The sequence below is a fragment of the Devosia subaequoris genome, from assembly GCF_014197055.1.
GTDB lineage: Bacteria > Pseudomonadota > Alphaproteobacteria > Rhizobiales > Devosiaceae > Devosia > Devosia subaequoris.
On the sequence record NZ_JACIEW010000001.1, the window covers coordinates 272,593 to 289,792 of the forward strand.

15 protein-coding genes and 1 tRNA gene are annotated in these 17,200 nt (G+C 59.7%); 6 read left to right on the top strand and 10 right to left on the bottom strand.

The annotated features are described in order from the left end of the window. Positions 1–16: 16 nt before the first annotated feature. Positions 17–1,426, bottom strand: a complete 1,410-nt coding sequence (gene glnA / locus GGR20_RS01325) for a type I glutamate--ammonia ligase (RefSeq protein WP_183309436.1) — start codon at positions 1,424–1,426, stop codon at positions 17–19. A gap of 70 nt (positions 1,427–1,496) precedes the next feature. After that, positions 1,497–1,835 (bottom strand): P-II family nitrogen regulator, encoded by a 339-nt coding sequence (locus GGR20_RS01330; RefSeq protein ID WP_067452386.1) that lies wholly within the window; start codon positions 1,833–1,835, stop codon positions 1,497–1,499. A 316-nt stretch (positions 1,836–2,151) separates the two neighbouring features. Here GGR20_RS01330 and GGR20_RS01335 point away from each other — a divergent pair. From GGR20_RS01335 to GGR20_RS18540, 3 genes are all read left to right on the top strand, one after another. Then, positions 2,152–2,236, top strand: a tRNA-Leu gene (locus tag GGR20_RS01335). A 46-nt stretch (positions 2,237–2,282) separates the two neighbouring features. Then, complete coding sequence (gene tig, locus GGR20_RS01340) at positions 2,283–3,662, top strand: trigger factor (RefSeq protein ID WP_183309437.1); 1,380 nt, start codon at positions 2,283–2,285, stop codon at positions 3,660–3,662. 402 nt (positions 3,663–4,064) lie between these two features. Further along, positions 4,065–4,367 carry a PRC-barrel domain-containing protein gene (locus GGR20_RS18540; RefSeq protein WP_183310029.1) on the top strand — a complete coding sequence of 101 codons (303 nt, stop codon included), beginning with the start codon at positions 4,065–4,067 and terminating at the stop codon, positions 4,365–4,367. A 44-nt stretch (positions 4,368–4,411) separates the two neighbouring features. On the opposite strand, the gene GGR20_RS01350 is transcribed toward GGR20_RS18540, so the two are convergent. Continuing rightward, the gene (locus GGR20_RS01350; protein ID WP_183309438.1) at positions 4,412–5,923 is read right to left on the bottom strand and encodes an ABC-F family ATP-binding cassette domain-containing protein; all 1,512 of its coding nucleotides are present in this window, start codon (positions 5,921–5,923) and stop codon (positions 4,412–4,414) included. Positions 5,924–6,196: 273 nt separating this feature from the next. Continuing rightward, positions 6,197–6,367: a hypothetical protein gene (locus tag GGR20_RS01355; RefSeq protein WP_183309439.1), complete on the bottom strand. Its 171-nt coding sequence runs from the start codon at positions 6,365–6,367 to the stop codon at positions 6,197–6,199. A gap of 275 nt (positions 6,368–6,642) precedes the next feature. On the opposite strand from GGR20_RS01355, the gene parE reads away from it, so the two are divergent. The 3 genes from parE to GGR20_RS19050 all read left to right on the top strand — a co-directional run bounded on the left by parE (position 6,643) and on the right by GGR20_RS19050 (position 11,617). Next, positions 6,643–8,661, top strand: a complete 2,019-nt coding sequence (gene parE, locus GGR20_RS01360; RefSeq protein ID WP_183309440.1) for a DNA topoisomerase IV subunit B — start codon at positions 6,643–6,645, stop codon at positions 8,659–8,661. Positions 8,662–8,993: 332 nt separating this feature from the next. After that, on the top strand, positions 8,994–10,406 hold the full coding sequence (locus GGR20_RS01365) for a DEAD/DEAH box helicase (RefSeq protein WP_183309441.1): 1,413 nt from the start codon (positions 8,994–8,996) through the stop codon (positions 10,404–10,406). 143 nt (positions 10,407–10,549) lie between these two features. Continuing rightward, complete coding sequence (locus GGR20_RS19050) at positions 10,550–11,617, top strand: diguanylate cyclase (RefSeq protein ID WP_183309442.1); 1,068 nt, start codon at positions 10,550–10,552, stop codon at positions 11,615–11,617. Here the strand turns inward: GGR20_RS19050 and GGR20_RS01375 are convergent. The 6 genes from GGR20_RS01375 to sufC form a co-directional block, all read right to left on the bottom strand. Beyond that, positions 11,591–12,901 (bottom strand): 3-phosphoshikimate 1-carboxyvinyltransferase, encoded by a 1,311-nt coding sequence (locus GGR20_RS01375; RefSeq protein WP_183309443.1) that lies wholly within the window; start codon positions 12,899–12,901, stop codon positions 11,591–11,593. The two genes, GGR20_RS19050 and GGR20_RS01375, sit on opposite strands and share 27 nt — an antisense overlap. 109 nt (positions 12,902–13,010) lie before the next feature. Continuing rightward, the gene (locus tag GGR20_RS01380; RefSeq protein WP_183309444.1) at positions 13,011–13,391 is read right to left on the bottom strand and encodes a HesB/IscA family protein; all 381 of its coding nucleotides are present in this window, start codon (positions 13,389–13,391) and stop codon (positions 13,011–13,013) included. A 51-nt stretch (positions 13,392–13,442) separates the two neighbouring features. Next, a complete protein-coding gene (locus tag GGR20_RS01385) occupies positions 13,443–13,838 on the bottom strand; it encodes an SUF system Fe-S cluster assembly protein (RefSeq protein ID WP_183309445.1) in 396 nt (131 codons plus the stop codon). An 11-nt stretch (positions 13,839–13,849) separates the two neighbouring features. After that, complete coding sequence (locus tag GGR20_RS01390) at positions 13,850–15,070, bottom strand: cysteine desulfurase (protein ID WP_183309446.1); 1,221 nt, start codon at positions 15,068–15,070, stop codon at positions 13,850–13,852. Positions 15,071–15,166: 96 nt separating this feature from the next. Further along, the gene (gene sufD / locus GGR20_RS01395; RefSeq protein ID WP_183309447.1) at positions 15,167–16,378 is read right to left on the bottom strand and encodes a Fe-S cluster assembly protein SufD; all 1,212 of its coding nucleotides are present in this window, start codon (positions 16,376–16,378) and stop codon (positions 15,167–15,169) included. A 3-nt stretch (positions 16,379–16,381) separates the two neighbouring features. After that, positions 16,382–17,143 (bottom strand): Fe-S cluster assembly ATPase SufC, encoded by a 762-nt coding sequence (gene sufC / locus GGR20_RS01400; RefSeq protein ID WP_183309448.1) that lies wholly within the window; start codon positions 17,141–17,143, stop codon positions 16,382–16,384. Positions 17,144–17,200 lie beyond the last annotated feature (57 nt).

The following is a 17,200-nucleotide window of genomic DNA, read 5'->3' on the forward strand; positions in this document are numbered from 1 at the left end:
TTGATATCTGATCGCCTCAGGCGGAGTAGTACATCTCATATTCGACCGGATGCGGGGTGTGCTCGAACTTGACCACTTCCTGCATCTTGAGGTCGATATAGCTATCGATGAAGTCGTCATCCATGACGCCACCCACCTTGAGGAAGTCGCGGTCAGCCGAGAGACTCTCCAGGGCCTCACGCAGCGAGCCGGAAACGGTCGGGATTTCCTTGAGCTCTTCCTTGGGCAGCTCATAGAGATCCTTGTCCATCGGGTCGCCGGGGTGGATCTTGTTCTTGATACCGTCCAGACCCGCCATCAGCAACGCGGTGAACGCCAGATAGGGGTTGGCCATCGGATCGGGGAAGCGCACTTCGACGCGCTTGGACTTCGGCGACTGACCGAAGGGGATACGGCAAGAGGCGGAACGGTTGCGGGCCGAGTAGGCCAGCAACACAGGGGCTTCAAAGCCGGGAACCAGACGCTTGTAGGAGTTGGTGGTCGGGTTGGTGAAGGCATTGATGGCCTTGGCGTGCTTGATGACGCCGCCGATGTAGTAGAGGCATTCCATCGACAGGCCGGCATACTGGTCACCGGCGAAGAGCGGCTTGCCGTCCTTCCAGATCGACTGGTGGCAGTGCATGCCCGAGCCGTTATCGCCATAGACGGGCTTGGGCATGAAGGTCGCAGTCTTGCCATAGGCATTGGCGACCTGCTGAACAGCGTACTTGTAGATCAGCACGTCGTCGGCGGAGGCGATCATCGGCTTGAACTTGAGGCCGAGTTCATGCTGGGCCGAGGCCACTTCGTGGTGGTGCTTTTCGATGATGACGCCCATCGAGCCCATGGCCTCGAGCATCTCGCCGCGCATGTCCTGGGCGCTGTCCAGCGGCGGCACCGGAAAATAGCCCTTCTTGAGGCCAATATGGTGGCCGTTATTGCCGCCTTCATAATCGGCATTGCTGTTGATCGGCAGTTCCGAGTGATCGACGGAGAACCCGACATTATAGGTCGAGTTGGAGTACTTCACGTCATCGAACAGAAAGAACTCTGGCTCGGGACCGAACACCACAGAGTCGCCGATACCGGACGACTTGACCAGGGCCTCTGCCTTCTTGGCGATGCTGCGCGGGTCGCGGTTGTAGGGCTGGTAGGTGGCCGGCTCGAGAATGTCGCAGTTAACCGCGAGAGTCGGCGCGGCAAAGAACGGATCCATATAGGCGGAGTCCGGATCGGGCATCAGCACCATGTCGGACTCGTTGATGGCCTTCCAGCCCGCAATCGAGGAGCCGTCAAACATCACACCTTCTTCGAACATGTCGGCGTCCACCACCGAGGCGTCCATGGTGACGTGCTGGAGCTTACCGCGCAGGTCGGTGAAGCGCACATCGAGGTATTTGATGTTCTCGTCCTTGATACGCTGAACAATATCGCTTCCGGTGGTCATTAGGTCTTCCCCTGTCAAATGCGGAATGCTTGTTGTTGAGTTTGGCGCAAAGCGCCTGAGAGGGAGGGTCTCAGAGCGCGTCGTCGCCGAATTCGCCGGTACGAATACGGATGGCCTGCTCGATGGAATAGACAAAGATCTTGCCGTCACCGATGCGGCCGGTCTGCGCAGCCACGCGGATCGCCTCAATGGCCTTTTCGGCCAGATCATCGGGACAAACGACTTCGACTTTCACCTTGGGCAGAAAATCCACCACATATTCAGCGCCTCGATAGAGCTCTGTATGCCCTTTCTGGCGCCCGAAACCCTTGGCCTCGGTCACGGTGATGCCCTGCAGACCAACTTCCTGCAGCGCTTCTTTGACTTCGTCGAGCTTGAATGGCTTTACGATAGCCTCGATTTTTTTCACTCTTGCCTCCACAGGCCGTTTTCGGCGGTTACCGGCCACATCGTATGCATGGGCTGTGCCAGCACATCAATCGACCAAGAAGCATAATTAATTCAGTACCTTGATCAGCATCGAGCGTACCAACCCCACAGACTGCGCTCGTGTGCATGCCTAAAGATTGGGCGGAATGACCACTTTCTGCTCATTATCTGCAGAACGCAAATCTGCAATTGCCGCACAAATGGGCGGTCCGGTAGCGCGACCGCGCGCCAATCAAGCTTTGACTGGCTTACACTCTTCATATAGATGCATCGCCAACCCGGCCGACGGGGACCCTGCGGGTGTGGCGGAACTGGTAGACGCACTGGATTTAGGTTCCAGCGCCGCAAGGCGTGGAGGTTCGAGTCCTCTCACCCGCACCATATGGCCTTCGGCCAACACGATTAATCAATACGGGATCAGACCCCAATGCAGGTAACAGAAACCCTCAACGAAGGCCTGAAGCGCAAGCTGAGCGTCACAATCCCGGCCGCGGATCTCAATTCGCGCCTGGACGTCAAGCTCGAAGAGCTCAAGGGCCAGGCCAATATCAAGGGCTTCCGTCCCGGCAAGGTGCCCACCTCACACCTCAAGAAGGTGTATGGCCGTTCGGCGATGTCCGAAGTGATGACCGACGCGATCAATGCGACAGTTTCCGACACGCTCGACAAGCGCGAAGAACGCGCCGCTGCGCAGCCCAAGGTCGACCTGCCCGACGATCAGAGCGTCATCAATGAAGTGCTCGATGGCAAGGCCGACCTCGCATTCGAAGTCGAATATGAGGTCCTGCCGCCCGTCAAGCTGATGGACATCAAGGGCGTCAAGCTCAACAAGCCCGTGGTCGAAGTTTCCGAGGAGGAAGTCGACGCAGAGGTTCAGCGCGTTTTTGCGCAGAACCGTGGCTATACCGACAAGGGCGAAGATGCCGTTGTTGCCGAAGGCGACCGGCTGGGCCTGAGCTTTGTGGGCAAGATCGACGGCGAAGAATTCGAGGGTGGCTCGTCCGACCACGCGCACCTGACTGTTGGTTCTGGCGAATTCATCCCCGGCTTCGAAGAGCAGCTCGTGGGCATGAAGAAGGGCCAAAGCGGCGACGTAAAGGTGACCTTCCCGAAGGATTACCAGAACGAAGAGTTGGCCGGTAAAGAAGCGGTATTTGCAGTCACCATTCTTCACGTCGACGGCCCGAACGAAGGCGAACTAGACGACGAGTTCGCCAAGCGTCTGGGTCTGGAAGACGTGGCCGCGCTGCGCAAGGCCGTTCGCGACCAGATGGAAAACGCGCTCAATTCGATGGCCCGCCAGCACATGAAACGCCAGGTTCTGGATGCGCTGGACGAAGGCCACAAGTTCGAGGTTCCGGCCCAGCTTGTGGACGCCGAGTTCAACACCATCTGGCAGCGCGTTGTGCATGAGATCGAACACCACGGCCGGTCCTTCGAAGACGAAGGCACGACCGAGGAGGCCGCCAAGGAACAGTACCGCCGGATCGCCGAACGCCGTGTGCGCCTGGGCCTGGTCGTTGCCGAGATCGGCAATACGAGCGAGGTGCAGGTGAGCGACGAGGAGCACCAGCAGGCGCTGATCGCCGAAGTGCGCCGCTTCCCGGGCCAAGAACAGCAGGTTTACGACTACTACCGCAAGAACCCGCAGGCCCTCGCCAGCCTGCGTGCGCCGATCTTTGAAAACAAGGTCGTCGACCACATCATCGAGTTGGGTGAAGTCACCGACAAGCCGATGAGCCGCGACGAACTCGCCAAGCTGATCCAGGCCGATGAGGACGAGGTTCCGGAAGAGCACCACCACTAGGGTTTCTGCTTACAAGACTTGAAGAGGCCGCCTCCGGGCGGCCTTTTTGTTTGTCGACGATTTGATCGGCCCGGCGGCAATGCCCATGAACCAAATCGGCACTTGCCCACTTCTCCTTGAACAGAGGAGACATTGACAATGAACCACTACACAGCCGAAGCCGACCGCCAACCCAAGGGTGACCACAACCGCCGATTGTCACTGGGCATGGACCCTGACCAGTTCGCAGCCGAGGCGGGAATTACCACCGAGCAATTGCGGGATTACGAACGGACGAGTCCCGACCATGACTATGATCCGAGCGTGGCGGAAAGGGTCGGTGCGACCCTCGAGCGGCTCGAACGGCATCATCCAAACCTGCAAACGGGTCGAAGTGACACCGCCGGGCACAATGCCCCGGTTATCGGCCACGGGCGCCACCCTCGCCTGCTAGAGCATGAGCTGGTGCAGGAGAATCTGAAAGGTGCGACGGTATATGGGCAGGGCAATGAGGAGATCGGCAAGGTCTCACATCTGCATGGCAGCGGCCCGAGCGCGCAGGTCATCGTCGATGTCGGTGGCTTTCTCGGATTGGGCGCTCGTCATGTTTCGCTGAATATGGCCTCACTCGATTTCATGCGCGATGACAACGGTCATGTGCATGCCATCACGGCCTGGACCAAGCACGATCTCGAGCAAATGCCGGAACACCACCACGATAATTGACCGGGTGTGGGACGCCGCGCGCGCGCTCACCCGGTCAGATGCTACTAAACTTCCATCTGGGCGAAGAAGTCCTCGGGATCATTGACCTCGACCAGTTTTCTCCGGTCAATGAGCAGGAAGCGCGTGCTGATGGCCTTGAGGAACGCTCGGTCGTGGGTCACCAGGATTGTGGTGGCCCCCTGCTCTGTTATGTCGGCCTCAAGCTGCTCTTGACCCGGAATATCGAGGTGGTTGGTCGGCTCGTCGAGCAGATAGCAATTGGGACGTTCCAGTCGCAGGGCAAGAAGCGCCAACCGCGCCCGCTGGCCCAGTGACAGGGTGCGGATCGGTTTGGATTGCCGATCGGGCGGAAACCCTGCTCCGGCCAGCAAGGCAATGATCCGCCGGTCGCCCTCATCAAAACGATGCAAGAGGTAATCGAGCGGCGACGGGTCGAGTGGCAGCCAGCCCAGGGCCTGGTCCATATAGCCCGGAGTCAGTTGCGGGCTGATCCGTAACCCCTGCGGTACCTGTCCCGAGAGAGCCTCGGTGACAACCCGCATAAACTGGGACTTTCCCGTGCCATTGCGCCCGAGCAGGACAATTCGATCCCCCTGGAAAATGTGGAGCTTGTCGATGGAAAAGAGTGGCTGGTCGTCGGGCGTGGCGATGGCGACATTTTCGAATGCCATCATTACGCGCGCCTCAGCGCCCGAATTGCCCAGTTTGACGAGCCCCGTACGGTCTTTGTGCGCCTCTTGCACCTGTGTCTCGATTTTTTCGGCGCGATCCCGCAATTGCCTGGATTTGACGGTGAGCAGATCGCTGCCGGAATTTATGCCGATATTGGTGAGCTTGGCCGCCTGCTTGCGCAGTTGCGCAGCCTGCTTGAGATTGCGATCGCGCTGGGCGGCCGCCGCCGCGTCGATCTGGTCGAGCTCGGCGCGCGCCGCAGAATAACTCAAGGGCAGATAGACCTGCTCGCTGGGCCTGAGAAACAGGGTGCGGTTCGTGGTCTTGTCGAGAAAAGCGCGATCGTGGCTGGCGATAACAAGAGGAATATTGCGGGCCGCGTAGGACAGCCATTCTTCTAGCATGAGAATTCGGCCGAGATCGAGATGGTTGGTGGGCTCATCCAGCAGCAAGGCGTCGGGCTGGGTAACCCAGGCCCGGGCAATCAGAGCCATGCGCTGCCAGCCGCCACTGAGCTCCTGCAGCGGCCTATCGCGCAGTTCCTGGGGAATTGAGAGCTCTTCCATGACCACGTCAATGCGCCAGCTCTCACTCGCCAGGGTCTCGGGGTCGAGTGCTGTTCCCACGAAATCCATTGCCGTCAGGTGCAATGCGGTATCGGGCACTTCCTGGGGCATATAGCCGATGGTCAAGCCGCGCGAGCGCGTCACCTCGCCGTCGCTGAGTTCGGCCTGGCCCGCCAGGGCGCGCAGCAGCGTAGTCTTGCCTCGGCCATTGGGAGCGACCAGACCGACGCGGTCCTGCTCACCAATCGTCAGCGTCAAGTTTGAGAAAAGAATATCGCCTGCCCTATGGCCGGCATTGCGGAGATTGATATTGCCCATGAAGATCGCTCACTGGTGCGGCGCCAGCAAAAGGCGCCAAATGCCTTTAGATCGGTGTCCTGGTCGCAACCAGGCCGCCAAAAAGGGCAAACCAGAGGAATGGGAACGGGTATTCGCGTCCGGACCTAGTCTGGTCAGCCCTGCAGCGTCTGCCACAGGGCACAAACGGGACCACGCGTGCGATGCGTCTGAAACAAGATCACCTGCAGCCTCCCCCGTTTGAATGAACAACAAGAAATACCTAACCGCGTTGCCGAGGCAACGCAAGTCAGGTCAGGCAAGATAGAAGAGCAGGCTGACGCCCGCCAGGGCGCCGAAGCGCGAAATGCGGAAACTGGCCAGCCGGTACGCAATACTATCTAATCCGGCTATCGGCCAATATCCGAGAGACGCAGAACCGACCTTGACCGATTGATACGCAATACCCGGCTGTTCGGTTCGCATACGGCAACTCCAGACAAAAACCGTATGTCCACTTGTCTATCAGCGCGCACTTAAGAAAGTGCTTTCAAGAAGCAAACGAGGGGTAAACCCGACGCCCTATCTTGGGACGAAACTGTTCATATTTCGCGCAGGGCAAACGTTCACATCCGTTCCGCTTGACGGCTCATGATCACCTTGGCTGTGGGAATTGACTGGACGGCCAGACCCGCGGAAATGCTTGCTATATGCTAGAAGTTGGACTTGCCCGATTCGGGCACGAACCTTACGGAAAGTGCATGTCGCCAGATCTCTTCGGAAGCGCCGCTCCCAATCCGGAAACGCCAAAGGAAACGAAGCCGGCCAAGCCGGCCGTTCGTTCCGGCGCGGAGCCGCCCGCGGATTACGGCGCCTCGGACATCGAAATCCTTGAAGGTCTCGAACCGGTCCGCCGCCGTCCCGGCATGTATATCGGGGGCACCGATATCAATGCCTATCACCATCTGTTTGCAGAGGTGATCGACAACTCGATGGACGAGGCCATTGCCGGTCACGCCACCCGGATCGAAGTGCATTTGGGCGCAGACGGATACATCACGGTTACCGATAATGGCCGCGGTATCCCGGTGGAGAAACACCCCAAATTCCCCGCGCGCTCAACGTTGGAAATCGTCCATACAGTCCTGCATGCCGGCGGCAAGTTCGACAGCAAGGCTTACGAAACTTCCGGCGGCCTGCATGGTGTGGGTGTTTCGGTGGTCAATGCGCTGTCCGACGACATGGTCGTCGAAGTGGCGCGCGACCAGCAATTGTACCGAATCCAGTTTTCGCGCGGCCTGGTGGTGGAGGATGTGGTCAATGTCGGGCGGGTACAGAACCGGCGCGGCACGACCACGCGGTTCCATCCCGATCCGGAGATTTTTGGACCGACGGCGCATTTCTCGGCTGGCCGCATTTTCCGCATGACGCGGGCCAAGGCCTATCTGTTCGGCGGGGTCGAACTGCGCTGGAGCTGCGACGAGTCCCTTGCCAGCGACGAGGTGCCGGCCAAATCGGTGTTCCACTATCCCGATGGCCTGAAGGACTACATGACCGCGCGCATTGAAGGCGAGACGCGGATCACCGAGGATATTTTTGCCGGGCGCAGCGGCAGGCCCGGCAGCCATGGCTCGGTGGAATGGGCTATTGCCTGGACCATTGGCGATGGCGGCGTGCAGTCCTACTGCAACACCGTACCGACTCCCGATGGCGGCGCGCATGAGGCGGGCCTGCGAATGGCGCTGTTGCGTGGCCTCAAGAATTACGCCGAATTGACCAAGAACAAGGGCGCGGCCAATCTGACTGCCGAGGACGTGTTGACCAGTTGCGCGGCCATGCTGTCGGTTTTTGTGCGCGAACCGGAATTCGTGGGCCAGACCAAGGACAAGCTGGCCTCGGGCGAAGCGACTCGGATTGTCGACAACGCCCTGCGTGATGCGTTCGATCATTGGCTGGCGGCCTCGCCGCAACAAGCGGGCAAGCTGCTCGATTGGGCGTTGGAGCGTGCCGAGGAACGACTGCGCCGGCGCAAGGAAAAAGAAATCGACCGGGCCAGCGCCACGCGCAAGCTGCGCCTACCCGGCAAGCTGGCCGACTGTACTCAAAACGCAGCGCAGGGCGCGGAACTGTTCATCGTCGAAGGCGATTCCGCAGGTGGCTCGGCCAAACAGGCTCGCAATCGGACCAATCAGGCCGTGCTGCCGCTACGCGGCAAGATCCTGAACGTCGCAGGCGCCAGCCGCGAGAAGCTAGCGGCCAACCAATTGATTGCCGATCTGGTCCAGGCCTTGGGCTGTGGCACGCGTGACCGCTATACCGAAGATGATCTGCGCTATGACAAGATCATCATCATGACCGACGCGGATGTCGACGGGGCGCACATTGCGTCCCTGCTGATCACCTTCTTCTTCCAGGAAATGCCGCGCCTGATCGAGAACGGGCACGTCTATCTCGCCCTGCCCCCGCTCTATCGCATGAGCCAAGGCGGTAAGACCCTCTATGCGCGAGATGACGCGCATCGGGCCGAATTATTGGCCAGCGAGTTCAACGGCAAAGGCAAGATCGACACGACCCGTTTCAAGGGTCTGGGCGAAATGCCGTTTGCGCATCTGCGCGAAACAACAATGTCGCCAAAGTCACGTACCCTGCTGCAGGTGAAAATTCTCGATGATCGTGACGTGACGCGCAACACTGTTGACCGCCTGATGGGGACCAGGCCCGAGGCTCGTTTCGAGTTCATCCAGGAGAATGCCGCCTTCGTGACTGACCTGGACGTCTGAGGCCGCCTTAACCGCGTTGCAGTGTGAATGTCCTATGACCGTTGACAGTCAAGGGGTTTGCGCTATGGTCCGCGCCGCTGGGCAATTCCATTGGACCCGACTATATGGGCCAGATTGGTGTTCTATCAGCGCGATATTGACCCCGGCGCGATGGATTTGCCGCTGCAATGTCACTACGCGGATGCGCAACAGTATTTCATAGCCCATCCGCTCTCATGCAAGGGACGCGCGCCCCAAGGGCAGAACTTGCGCAATTCCAATGACCGGCGCACCGGCCCGAACCCTTCGGTCCGGACAGGCATCGGACAGACCGCTGAGTGGAACGACCAACTTTGACCGACGACTTTTCTGGACTGGGCCTTTCGAGCAAGGTTACCGATGCGGTAGCCGTAGCAGGCTATGACAAGCCAACCGAAATTCAGGCACAGGCCATACCGCACCTTCTGGAAAAGAAGGATCTGATCGGCATTGCCCAGACCGGCACCGGCAAGACGGCATCTTTTGTGCTACCCATGCTGACGCTGCTGGAAAAGGGGCGCGCCCGCGCGCGCATGCCACGGACGCTCATTCTTGAGCCGACGCGCGAACTGGCCGCACAGGTCGCTGACAATTTCGAAAAGTACGGCAAGAACCATCGCCTCAACATGGCGCTGATTATCGGCGGGGTATCTTTCGAGGAGCAGAACAAGAAGCTCGATCGCGGCGTGGATGTGCTGATCGCAACGCCCGGGCGTCTGCTGGACCAGTTCGAACGCGGTAAAATCCTGCTGACCGGGGTCGAAATCCTGGTCATCGACGAAGCCGATCGCATGCTCGACATGGGTTTCATCGACGACATTGAGAAGATTGTGTCGCGGCTACCTCCGCGTCGCCAAACGATGTTGTTCTCGGCCACGATGGATAACCAGATTGAGCGGTTGACGAAGAAGTTCCTCAAGGATCCGGTGCACGTTCAAGTGTCGCGTGCCGCGTCCACTGCAGACACCATCGACCAGAAGCTGGTCAGGGTGGGGTCCAAGCCCGACGAGAAGCGCGCTGCCCTCAGGGCGCGCATTGATGCATCGGTGGGGCTGACAAACGCCATCATCTTCTGCAATCGCAAGCGTGACGTGGCGACATTGGCCCGCTCATTGCAGCGTCATGGACATTCCGCCGGGGCACTGCACGGGGATATGGACCAAAAAAGCCGCACGGAAACGCTGGATGCGTTCAAAACCAACAAGCTCACCTTGTTGGTGGCCAGCGATGTGGCAGCCCGCGGCCTGGATATTCCCGCTGTCAGCCACGTGTTCAATTTCGATGTGCCGGTGCATGCCGAAGACTATGTGCACCGCATCGGCCGTACTGGCCGTGCTGGCCGTTCCGGCGTTGCCTATACTCTTGTTGGCCCATCCGACAGCAAGCATCTCGATGCCATACTCAAGCTGATCCAGAAGCCAATCGATTGGCTGGAAGGCGACAAGCCGAAACCGGACGCAGCGGAGAGTGATGCGTCCAAGCCGGATGCGGACAAACCCAGCCGTGGCCGACGCGGAAGGGCCGCTGCCAAGCCAAAGGCAGAGACCCGGACCCGGCCCCCTGCTGCGGTCGAAGCGCCCGCTGAGCCTAAGGACACGGCAAAGCCCGCGCCAAAGAACGCCAGGAAGGCTGCGCCTAAAAAAATGGAGACGCCTCCGGACGATACACCCTTCGGCGACGCGGGTCCGATCCCGGCTTTTCTACTGCGGTCAGCGCGAGTTTCGTAGTAAACAGCGCAATATATACCTCAATGGGCAGCAATATTGCCCACTGGAGCTTGTTAGACCGGGACTCAAGGCTGTATTTATTGGCCGCGACTCAACTAAAGTAGATCGATACGGTCGGGGCGCAACGGTGCGCGGGGTGAGTAGTGTCGGATCAAGAATTTACGCGGACGCTGGGATATGCCAATGCGGCGTTTGACTTGCTCAAACGCAGCGGAATTCCGCCTTATCCGCAATTCTATGAGCTGCTCTATACCTATGCGACTGGCGTGAATCCCTCGCTGAATAATCGCATCAATGCGATCTTCCGCAGTGGCATGGTTCCATCTTCGGACCTGGCGGAGACGCTCTACAACGAGTTTCTTAAATCCGACGTCAATGATCGCATGTCGAGCGTCTCCGAGCGCATGCATGCCCGGATTGAGGCTGTTCACGAGGCCATCGACAGCGCGATGACCACCGCCAACGCCTATTCCGGCTCGCTACAGTCGGCCAGCGGCGATCTCGAGCGTGAGCTTGACGCGGAAAGCATGAAAGCGCTGGCGCTGCGGTTGCTATCCGAGACGCGCCGAATGCAGGATACGAACCGGCAGCTTGAGACCAAGCTGGAGGCTTCGCGAGATGATATCGCGGCGCTGCAGCGTGACCTGGACGATGTGCGGCGCGAATCCATGCTGGATCCGCTGACCAAGATCGCCAATCGCAAGAGCTTCGATGAGGGATTGGCCGACGCCATCGCGGTGGCTGCGGATGGCGGCACGCCGCTTTGCCTGATGCTGCTGGATATCGACCACTTCAAAAATTTCAACGACACCTACGGGCATCAGACCGGAGACCAGGTGTTGCGCCTGGTAGCGATGACCTTGAAGTCCAATATCAAGGGCAAGGACCTGGCCGCCCGCTATGGCGGCGAGGAGTTCGTGGCTGTCCTGCCCTCCACGGATCTTGATGGCGCTGTCATCATCGCAGAAAATATCCGCAAGGCCATTCAGGCCAAGGAATTGCTCAAGCGTTCGACCAATGAGAAGCTCGGACGAATTACAGCCTCGTTTGGCGTTGCGGTGTTCGCGCCCAATGATAACGCCATGTCCCTGATCGAGCGGGCCGATCGGTGCCTCTACGCGGCGAAGCGGGCCGGTCGTAACAGAGTTGTCAGCGAGACCGAATTGGTCGAGATAGACGACGCCTCAGAGCGGAAAACCTCGGCTGCCTGATCGCCCCCCAGCGGGCGTCAGTTCCACACCCAAGTCCGCGAGCATTTGCCAGTATTCGGGGTAGGTCTTGCCGGTACACGCTGGGTCCAGAATGACAATATTGGGCACGAGCAACCCGGCCAGCGCGAAGCTCATGGCGATGCGGTGGTCGTGATAGGTCTCGATCTTTATCCGCGCGTTCCGGCCGCTGAGCTTGGAGGCCAGATCGGGATCTGCGGCGACTATCAAGTCGTCGCCGTCTTCGGTGGCTAGGCCAGGTAAAATGCGGTTGAGCTCATTGGCGACGGCGCGGATACGGTCGGTTTCCTTGACCCGCAAATTTGCGATACCGACGAAGCGCACCGGATGGTTGTTGAATGCGGCAACGACGGCGATAGTCGGCACCGCGTCCTGCATCTGAGAACCATCGATAACGTCGGGCATATTCGGGAATTGCGCAAGGATCGCCTGCGCCGCCGCGTCGGGCTGCGAGAACGCGTCAGCGGCAATACCAAGATCGATCTTACCGCCGGTCAGGGCCTCGATGCCCCAGAGATAGGTGGCGGCCGAGGCGTCAGGTTCGATATGGAAGTCCGTGGCGCGATAGCCGGTTGGCTGCACCAGCCAGGAGCCGTCCGCTTGATCCTCAACCTGAGCTCCAAAGGCTCGCATGGCGTTCAATGTCAGGTCGACATAGCCTCGGGCGCCGATATCCTTACCAGCCAGGGCGACTTCGATAGGTCCATCGCCGCGGGGCGCGGCCATCAACAGCGCCGACACATACTGGCTGGAGAGCGAGGCATCGATTTCCACACGGCCATGACCGAACGAGCCCTTGCCGTGAATGGTCACTGGCGGGCAACCAGTCGGGCTTGCAGCGTCGATCCCCAAAGTATTGAGGGCATCCACGAGCGGCTTGATGGGACGAAGGCGCATGTCTTCATCGCCATCCACAATGACCGTCCCGTCAATTGTCGCAACGGCGGCCGCCAGAAAGCGAGTCGCGGTTCCGGCATTGCCCAACAACAGCGGGGCATTGGGGGCTGCCAACCGGCCCGTGCTGGTGACCTGGAAGGTGGTCGCATCCGGCTCTTCAACCTGCACGCCCATCTCGCGCAAGGCGCGGGCCATCAGCTCCGTATCCTTGCTTTTGAGCGCCCCTGTCAGCCGGCTGGTGCCTTCAGCCAGAGCGGCCAGCAACAGCACCCGATTGGTGATCGATTTGCTGCCGGGAGGGGAAACACGACCGGACAGTGAACGGTTGGGAGGAGTGATGGCCAGAGCAGGCGGAAGAGCGTTTTGCATGATGCCGGATCAATGCCTCACATGAGAGGCATGTGCAACTGGAGAGATGCGGTTCGCTGCACCGCGCCCTTGAGTCAGCCCATCGTTGCACTTGGGCTCTGCCAGAAAATCAGACGCTCGTTCGTGCCTCGGCGAGCGCTTTCAGGTCGGCCGGGGCCAGGGTAACGCTCTCACCGCAGCCGCAGGCGCCGGTCTGGTTGGGATTGTTGAAGGTGAAGCTCGAGCCCATCTTGCCCGCTTCAAAATCCATCACAGTGCCGAGAAGGTACATGGTCGCCTTGGGGTCGACCCAGACATTGACGCCTTTATCCTGCACATGGTCGTCGCCGGCAATCGGGGTCTCGACATATTCCATGGTATAGGAGACACCGGCGCAGCCAGCATTCTTGATGCCGACACGCAAGCCAACGACCGGCCTATCGGAATCTTCGATGATCTCGGTGATGCGCTCGGCGGCTGCATCTGTCAGCGACATGATCTGGAATGACATGGCCTAAACTTTCATCGGCGTTTCACGATATATAGGACGAAACGCGGGAAATTACCACCAGTTCAACGCTACTTGCGCTTCCTCGCTCATACGTGAGGCGTCCCAAGGCGGATCGAACACCATGTTCACGGTGACATCCTGGATCCCTTCGACACCGCGAGCGGCATTTTCAACCCAGCCTGGCATTTCACCGGCCACGGGACAACCGGGTGCCGTCAGCGTCATATCGATCGTCAAATTGCGCTCATCATCCAGATCGACCCTGTAGATCAGACCCAATTCGTAGATGTCGACCGGTATTTCAGGATCATAGACGGTTTTCAGGGCGCCAATGAGATCGGTCGTGATGCGTTCAACTTCCCCCTCGGGAAGACTTGTCGGCATGCTCGGCGCGATACGGGTGTCCGTTTCGGCTGCGGTCTGGTCGATCTTGGTCTCTTCGGTCATATCAGCCTTCCTCAGGCGAAAAATTTCTGGGCACGCTCAATGCCGTCCACCAGCGCGTCCACGTCGTCCTTACCGTTATATAGGGCGAAGGACGCGCGACATGTAGAGGTGACACCAAATCGGGCTAGCAACGGCTGGGCGCAATGGGTGCCCGCGCGCACCGCGATGCCGTAACGATCCATTATGGTGGCGATGTCATGGGCATGGGCGCCGGCGATCTCAAACGAGAAGATGCCGCCCTTGTCCGGGGCAGTGCCGATCTGGCGCAAGGAGTTGATGCGGCCAAGCCGCTCCTGCGCATAAGAGGCAATTTCGTGCTCATGGGCGGCAATGGCTTCGCGGCCAATGTCCTGCATGTAATCCAGCGCAGCGCCAAGACCCATGGCCTGGACGATGGGCGGCGTGCCGGCTTCGAAGCGATGCGGCGGCTCGTTGTAGGTGACGCCCTCAAGCGTGACGGTCTCGATCATCTCGCCGCCGCCCTGATAGGGCTGCATCTCGGCCAGCAGATCGTATTTGCCATAGAGCACGCCGATACCGGTTGGCCCATAGACCTTGTGACCTGTCATCACGTAAAAATCGGCACCGAGGTCCTGCACATCCACGCTGGTGTGGACAGCGCCCTGGGAACCATCAACAAGGACCGGGATGCCGCGGGCATGGGCCATCTCGACGATTTGCTTGATTGGATTGACCGTGCCCAGCACGTTGGACATATGCGTAACGGCGACGATACGGGTGCGGTCCGAAAGCGAGGCTTCGAAGGCCGCCATGTCGAGAACTCCATCGTCATCGACATCGATCCATTTAATGACAGCGCCCTTGCGTTCACGATGAAAGTGCCAGGGGACAATATTGGAGTGGTGCTCCATGATCGTGGTAACGATCTCATCGCCTTCGCCGATCCTCGGGCCGGCAAACGATGACGCGACGAGATTGATCGCCTCGGTGGCAGACCGGGTGAAAATGATCTCTTCGACACGACCAGCATTGAGAAAGCGGCGCACGCTCTCGCGGCCGGCCTCGTAGCCCTCGGTGGCGCGATTGGCGAGCGTATGCAGGCCACGATGCACATTGGCATATTCATGCCGAAAGGCGTGGTCCATGCGGTCCAGAACCTGGACCGGCTTCTGTGCCGAGGCGCCGCTATCGAGATAGACAAGTTTGTTCCCGTGGATCTGTTCGGACAGAATCGGGAAATCGGCTCGGATTTTTTCGAGGTCGAAGGTCATAGGGGTTACCCCCTCCCTATCTTTGCCACGGCCCGGCGGGCCCGGCGAGACGCCCTCCCCTAATATGGGGAGGGTGTGATCGTGTGTGTGTCGAGCCTACTTGGCGCCCATCAGCCAGCCATCGACGATACCCTGCAGGGCCTCATTGAGTTCATCATCCTCGATAGGATCGAAGAGCTCGGCGATGAAGCCGCGCACCAGCATGGTCTCTGCCTCGGCCCTGGGAACGCCGCGGCTCATCAGATAGAAGAGGCTGTCCTCGTCGATCATGCCGCATGTCGAACCATGGCCGCAGACCACGTCGTCGGCATAGATCTCGAGTTCGGGCTTGGAGAGGATCTCCGCTTCATCCGAGAGCATCAGGCCCTGATGCATAAACTTGGCATCGGTCTTCTGCGCGTCACGAGCGACAACGAGCTTGCCCTGTACGACCGCCTTGGCGCGGCCACGCACGATCGACTTGAACAATGGCTGCGAGGAGGTGTGCGGCACTGCATGCAGCGCTTCCATGGTGATGTCGGCGTGCTGACCATCGGCCACCAGATTGAGGCCAGTCAGATCTGCATGGGCCTCCGCGCCTGCCATGCGCGGGAATACTTGGGTTCGGGCGAGGCCGGCGCCGGCATGAATCACCAGGGTGCGCAGCTTGGCCCCATCCGCGAGCTGATATTCGTTAGTGGCAAAATGCGACACGGCACGGGCGCTGAGATCAATGGTGATATGCGTCACCACCGCGTTCTTGCCCACCGAAAGATAGGTCGCGTGATTGCCCACATGCGCGGCGTCGGAGCCCGAGAAGGTTTCGACAATGGTCGCCGAGGCATCATCTGCAACGAAGATCTTGAGCGCATCGGCGACATGGGCCGCCTCGCCTTCAATGCGCCGTTCCACCTGAATGACCGGATCGACGCTGTTTTCCAGCGTGAGGGTCAGCGCTTCTTTCGCAAGAGCACCATTGATGTGCACAAGCATGTCATCGCGGGTGGTCAGCACGCCGCCTTCTGCCTTGCCGACGATTACGCCGGCCGGGGCCGTGGCGGCATTCTGGATCGCGCCATTGGCAATCATCAGATTGTAGGCACCGGGAATGCGCAGCGCCGGGGCGCTGGCTTCATTGGCGGCCGTTGCCAGCGGCGGGATCGCACGCAGCAGGGTCTTCAGATCGGTGTAGTGATAGCTCTCGACGCGACGGGTTGGCAGACCGGCCACGGTGATGCGCTCGGCCGCTGCATCAGCGCCGGCGGCCTTGAGCTGAGCGATAAGAGCGTCCTCGGCCGGGCCGAGGCGAACGGGGAAATTTGCGCGCATGATTTAGGCAGCCTCTCCGCCGTAGCTGGCATAGCCCTTGGCCTCGAGCTTGAGAGCCAGGTCCTTGTCGCCGCTCTCGACGATCTTGCCGTCCGAGAAGACGTGCACGACATCGGGGACGATATGGTTCAAGAGACGCTGATAATGGGTGATGACCAGCATGGAGCGCTGGCCATCGCGCAGGGCGTTGACGCCCTTGGAGACGACCTGCAGCGCGTCGATGTCGAGGCCGGAATCGGTCTCGTCGAGCACGGCCAATGAGGGCTTCAGCAGCGCCATCTGCATGATCTCGGCGCGCTTCTTTTCGCCACCGGAGAAACCGACATTGAGCGGGCGCTTAAGCATGTCATTGCCGATGTTGAGCTGGGCTCCAGCTTCCTTGACGGCGCGCATGAAGTCCGGCGTAGTCAGTTCGGCCTCGCCGCGCGCCTTGCGCTGGGCGTTGAGCGCGGCCTTGAGGAAGGTCATGGTCGCCACGCCTGGGATTTCGATCGGGTACTGGAAGGCCAGGAACAGGCCGGCGGCGGCGCGCTCATCGGGCTCCAACTCCAGGATGTTCTCGCCGTTGAGCAGGATTTCGCCCTCGGTGATCTCATAATCTTCCTTGCCGGCCAGCACATAGCTCAGCGTCGACTTGCCCGAACCATTGCGGCCCATGATGGCATGGACTTCGCCGGGGGGAATGATGAGGTTTACACCCTTGAGGATTTCACGCTCGTCGATGCGGGCATGCAGGTTACGGATTTCAAGAACGGGAGTGGTCATTTCGTCTGCCTTCTTCAAACTGCGCTGATCTTTGGCGATCGCGCTCGTTTGTTTCCA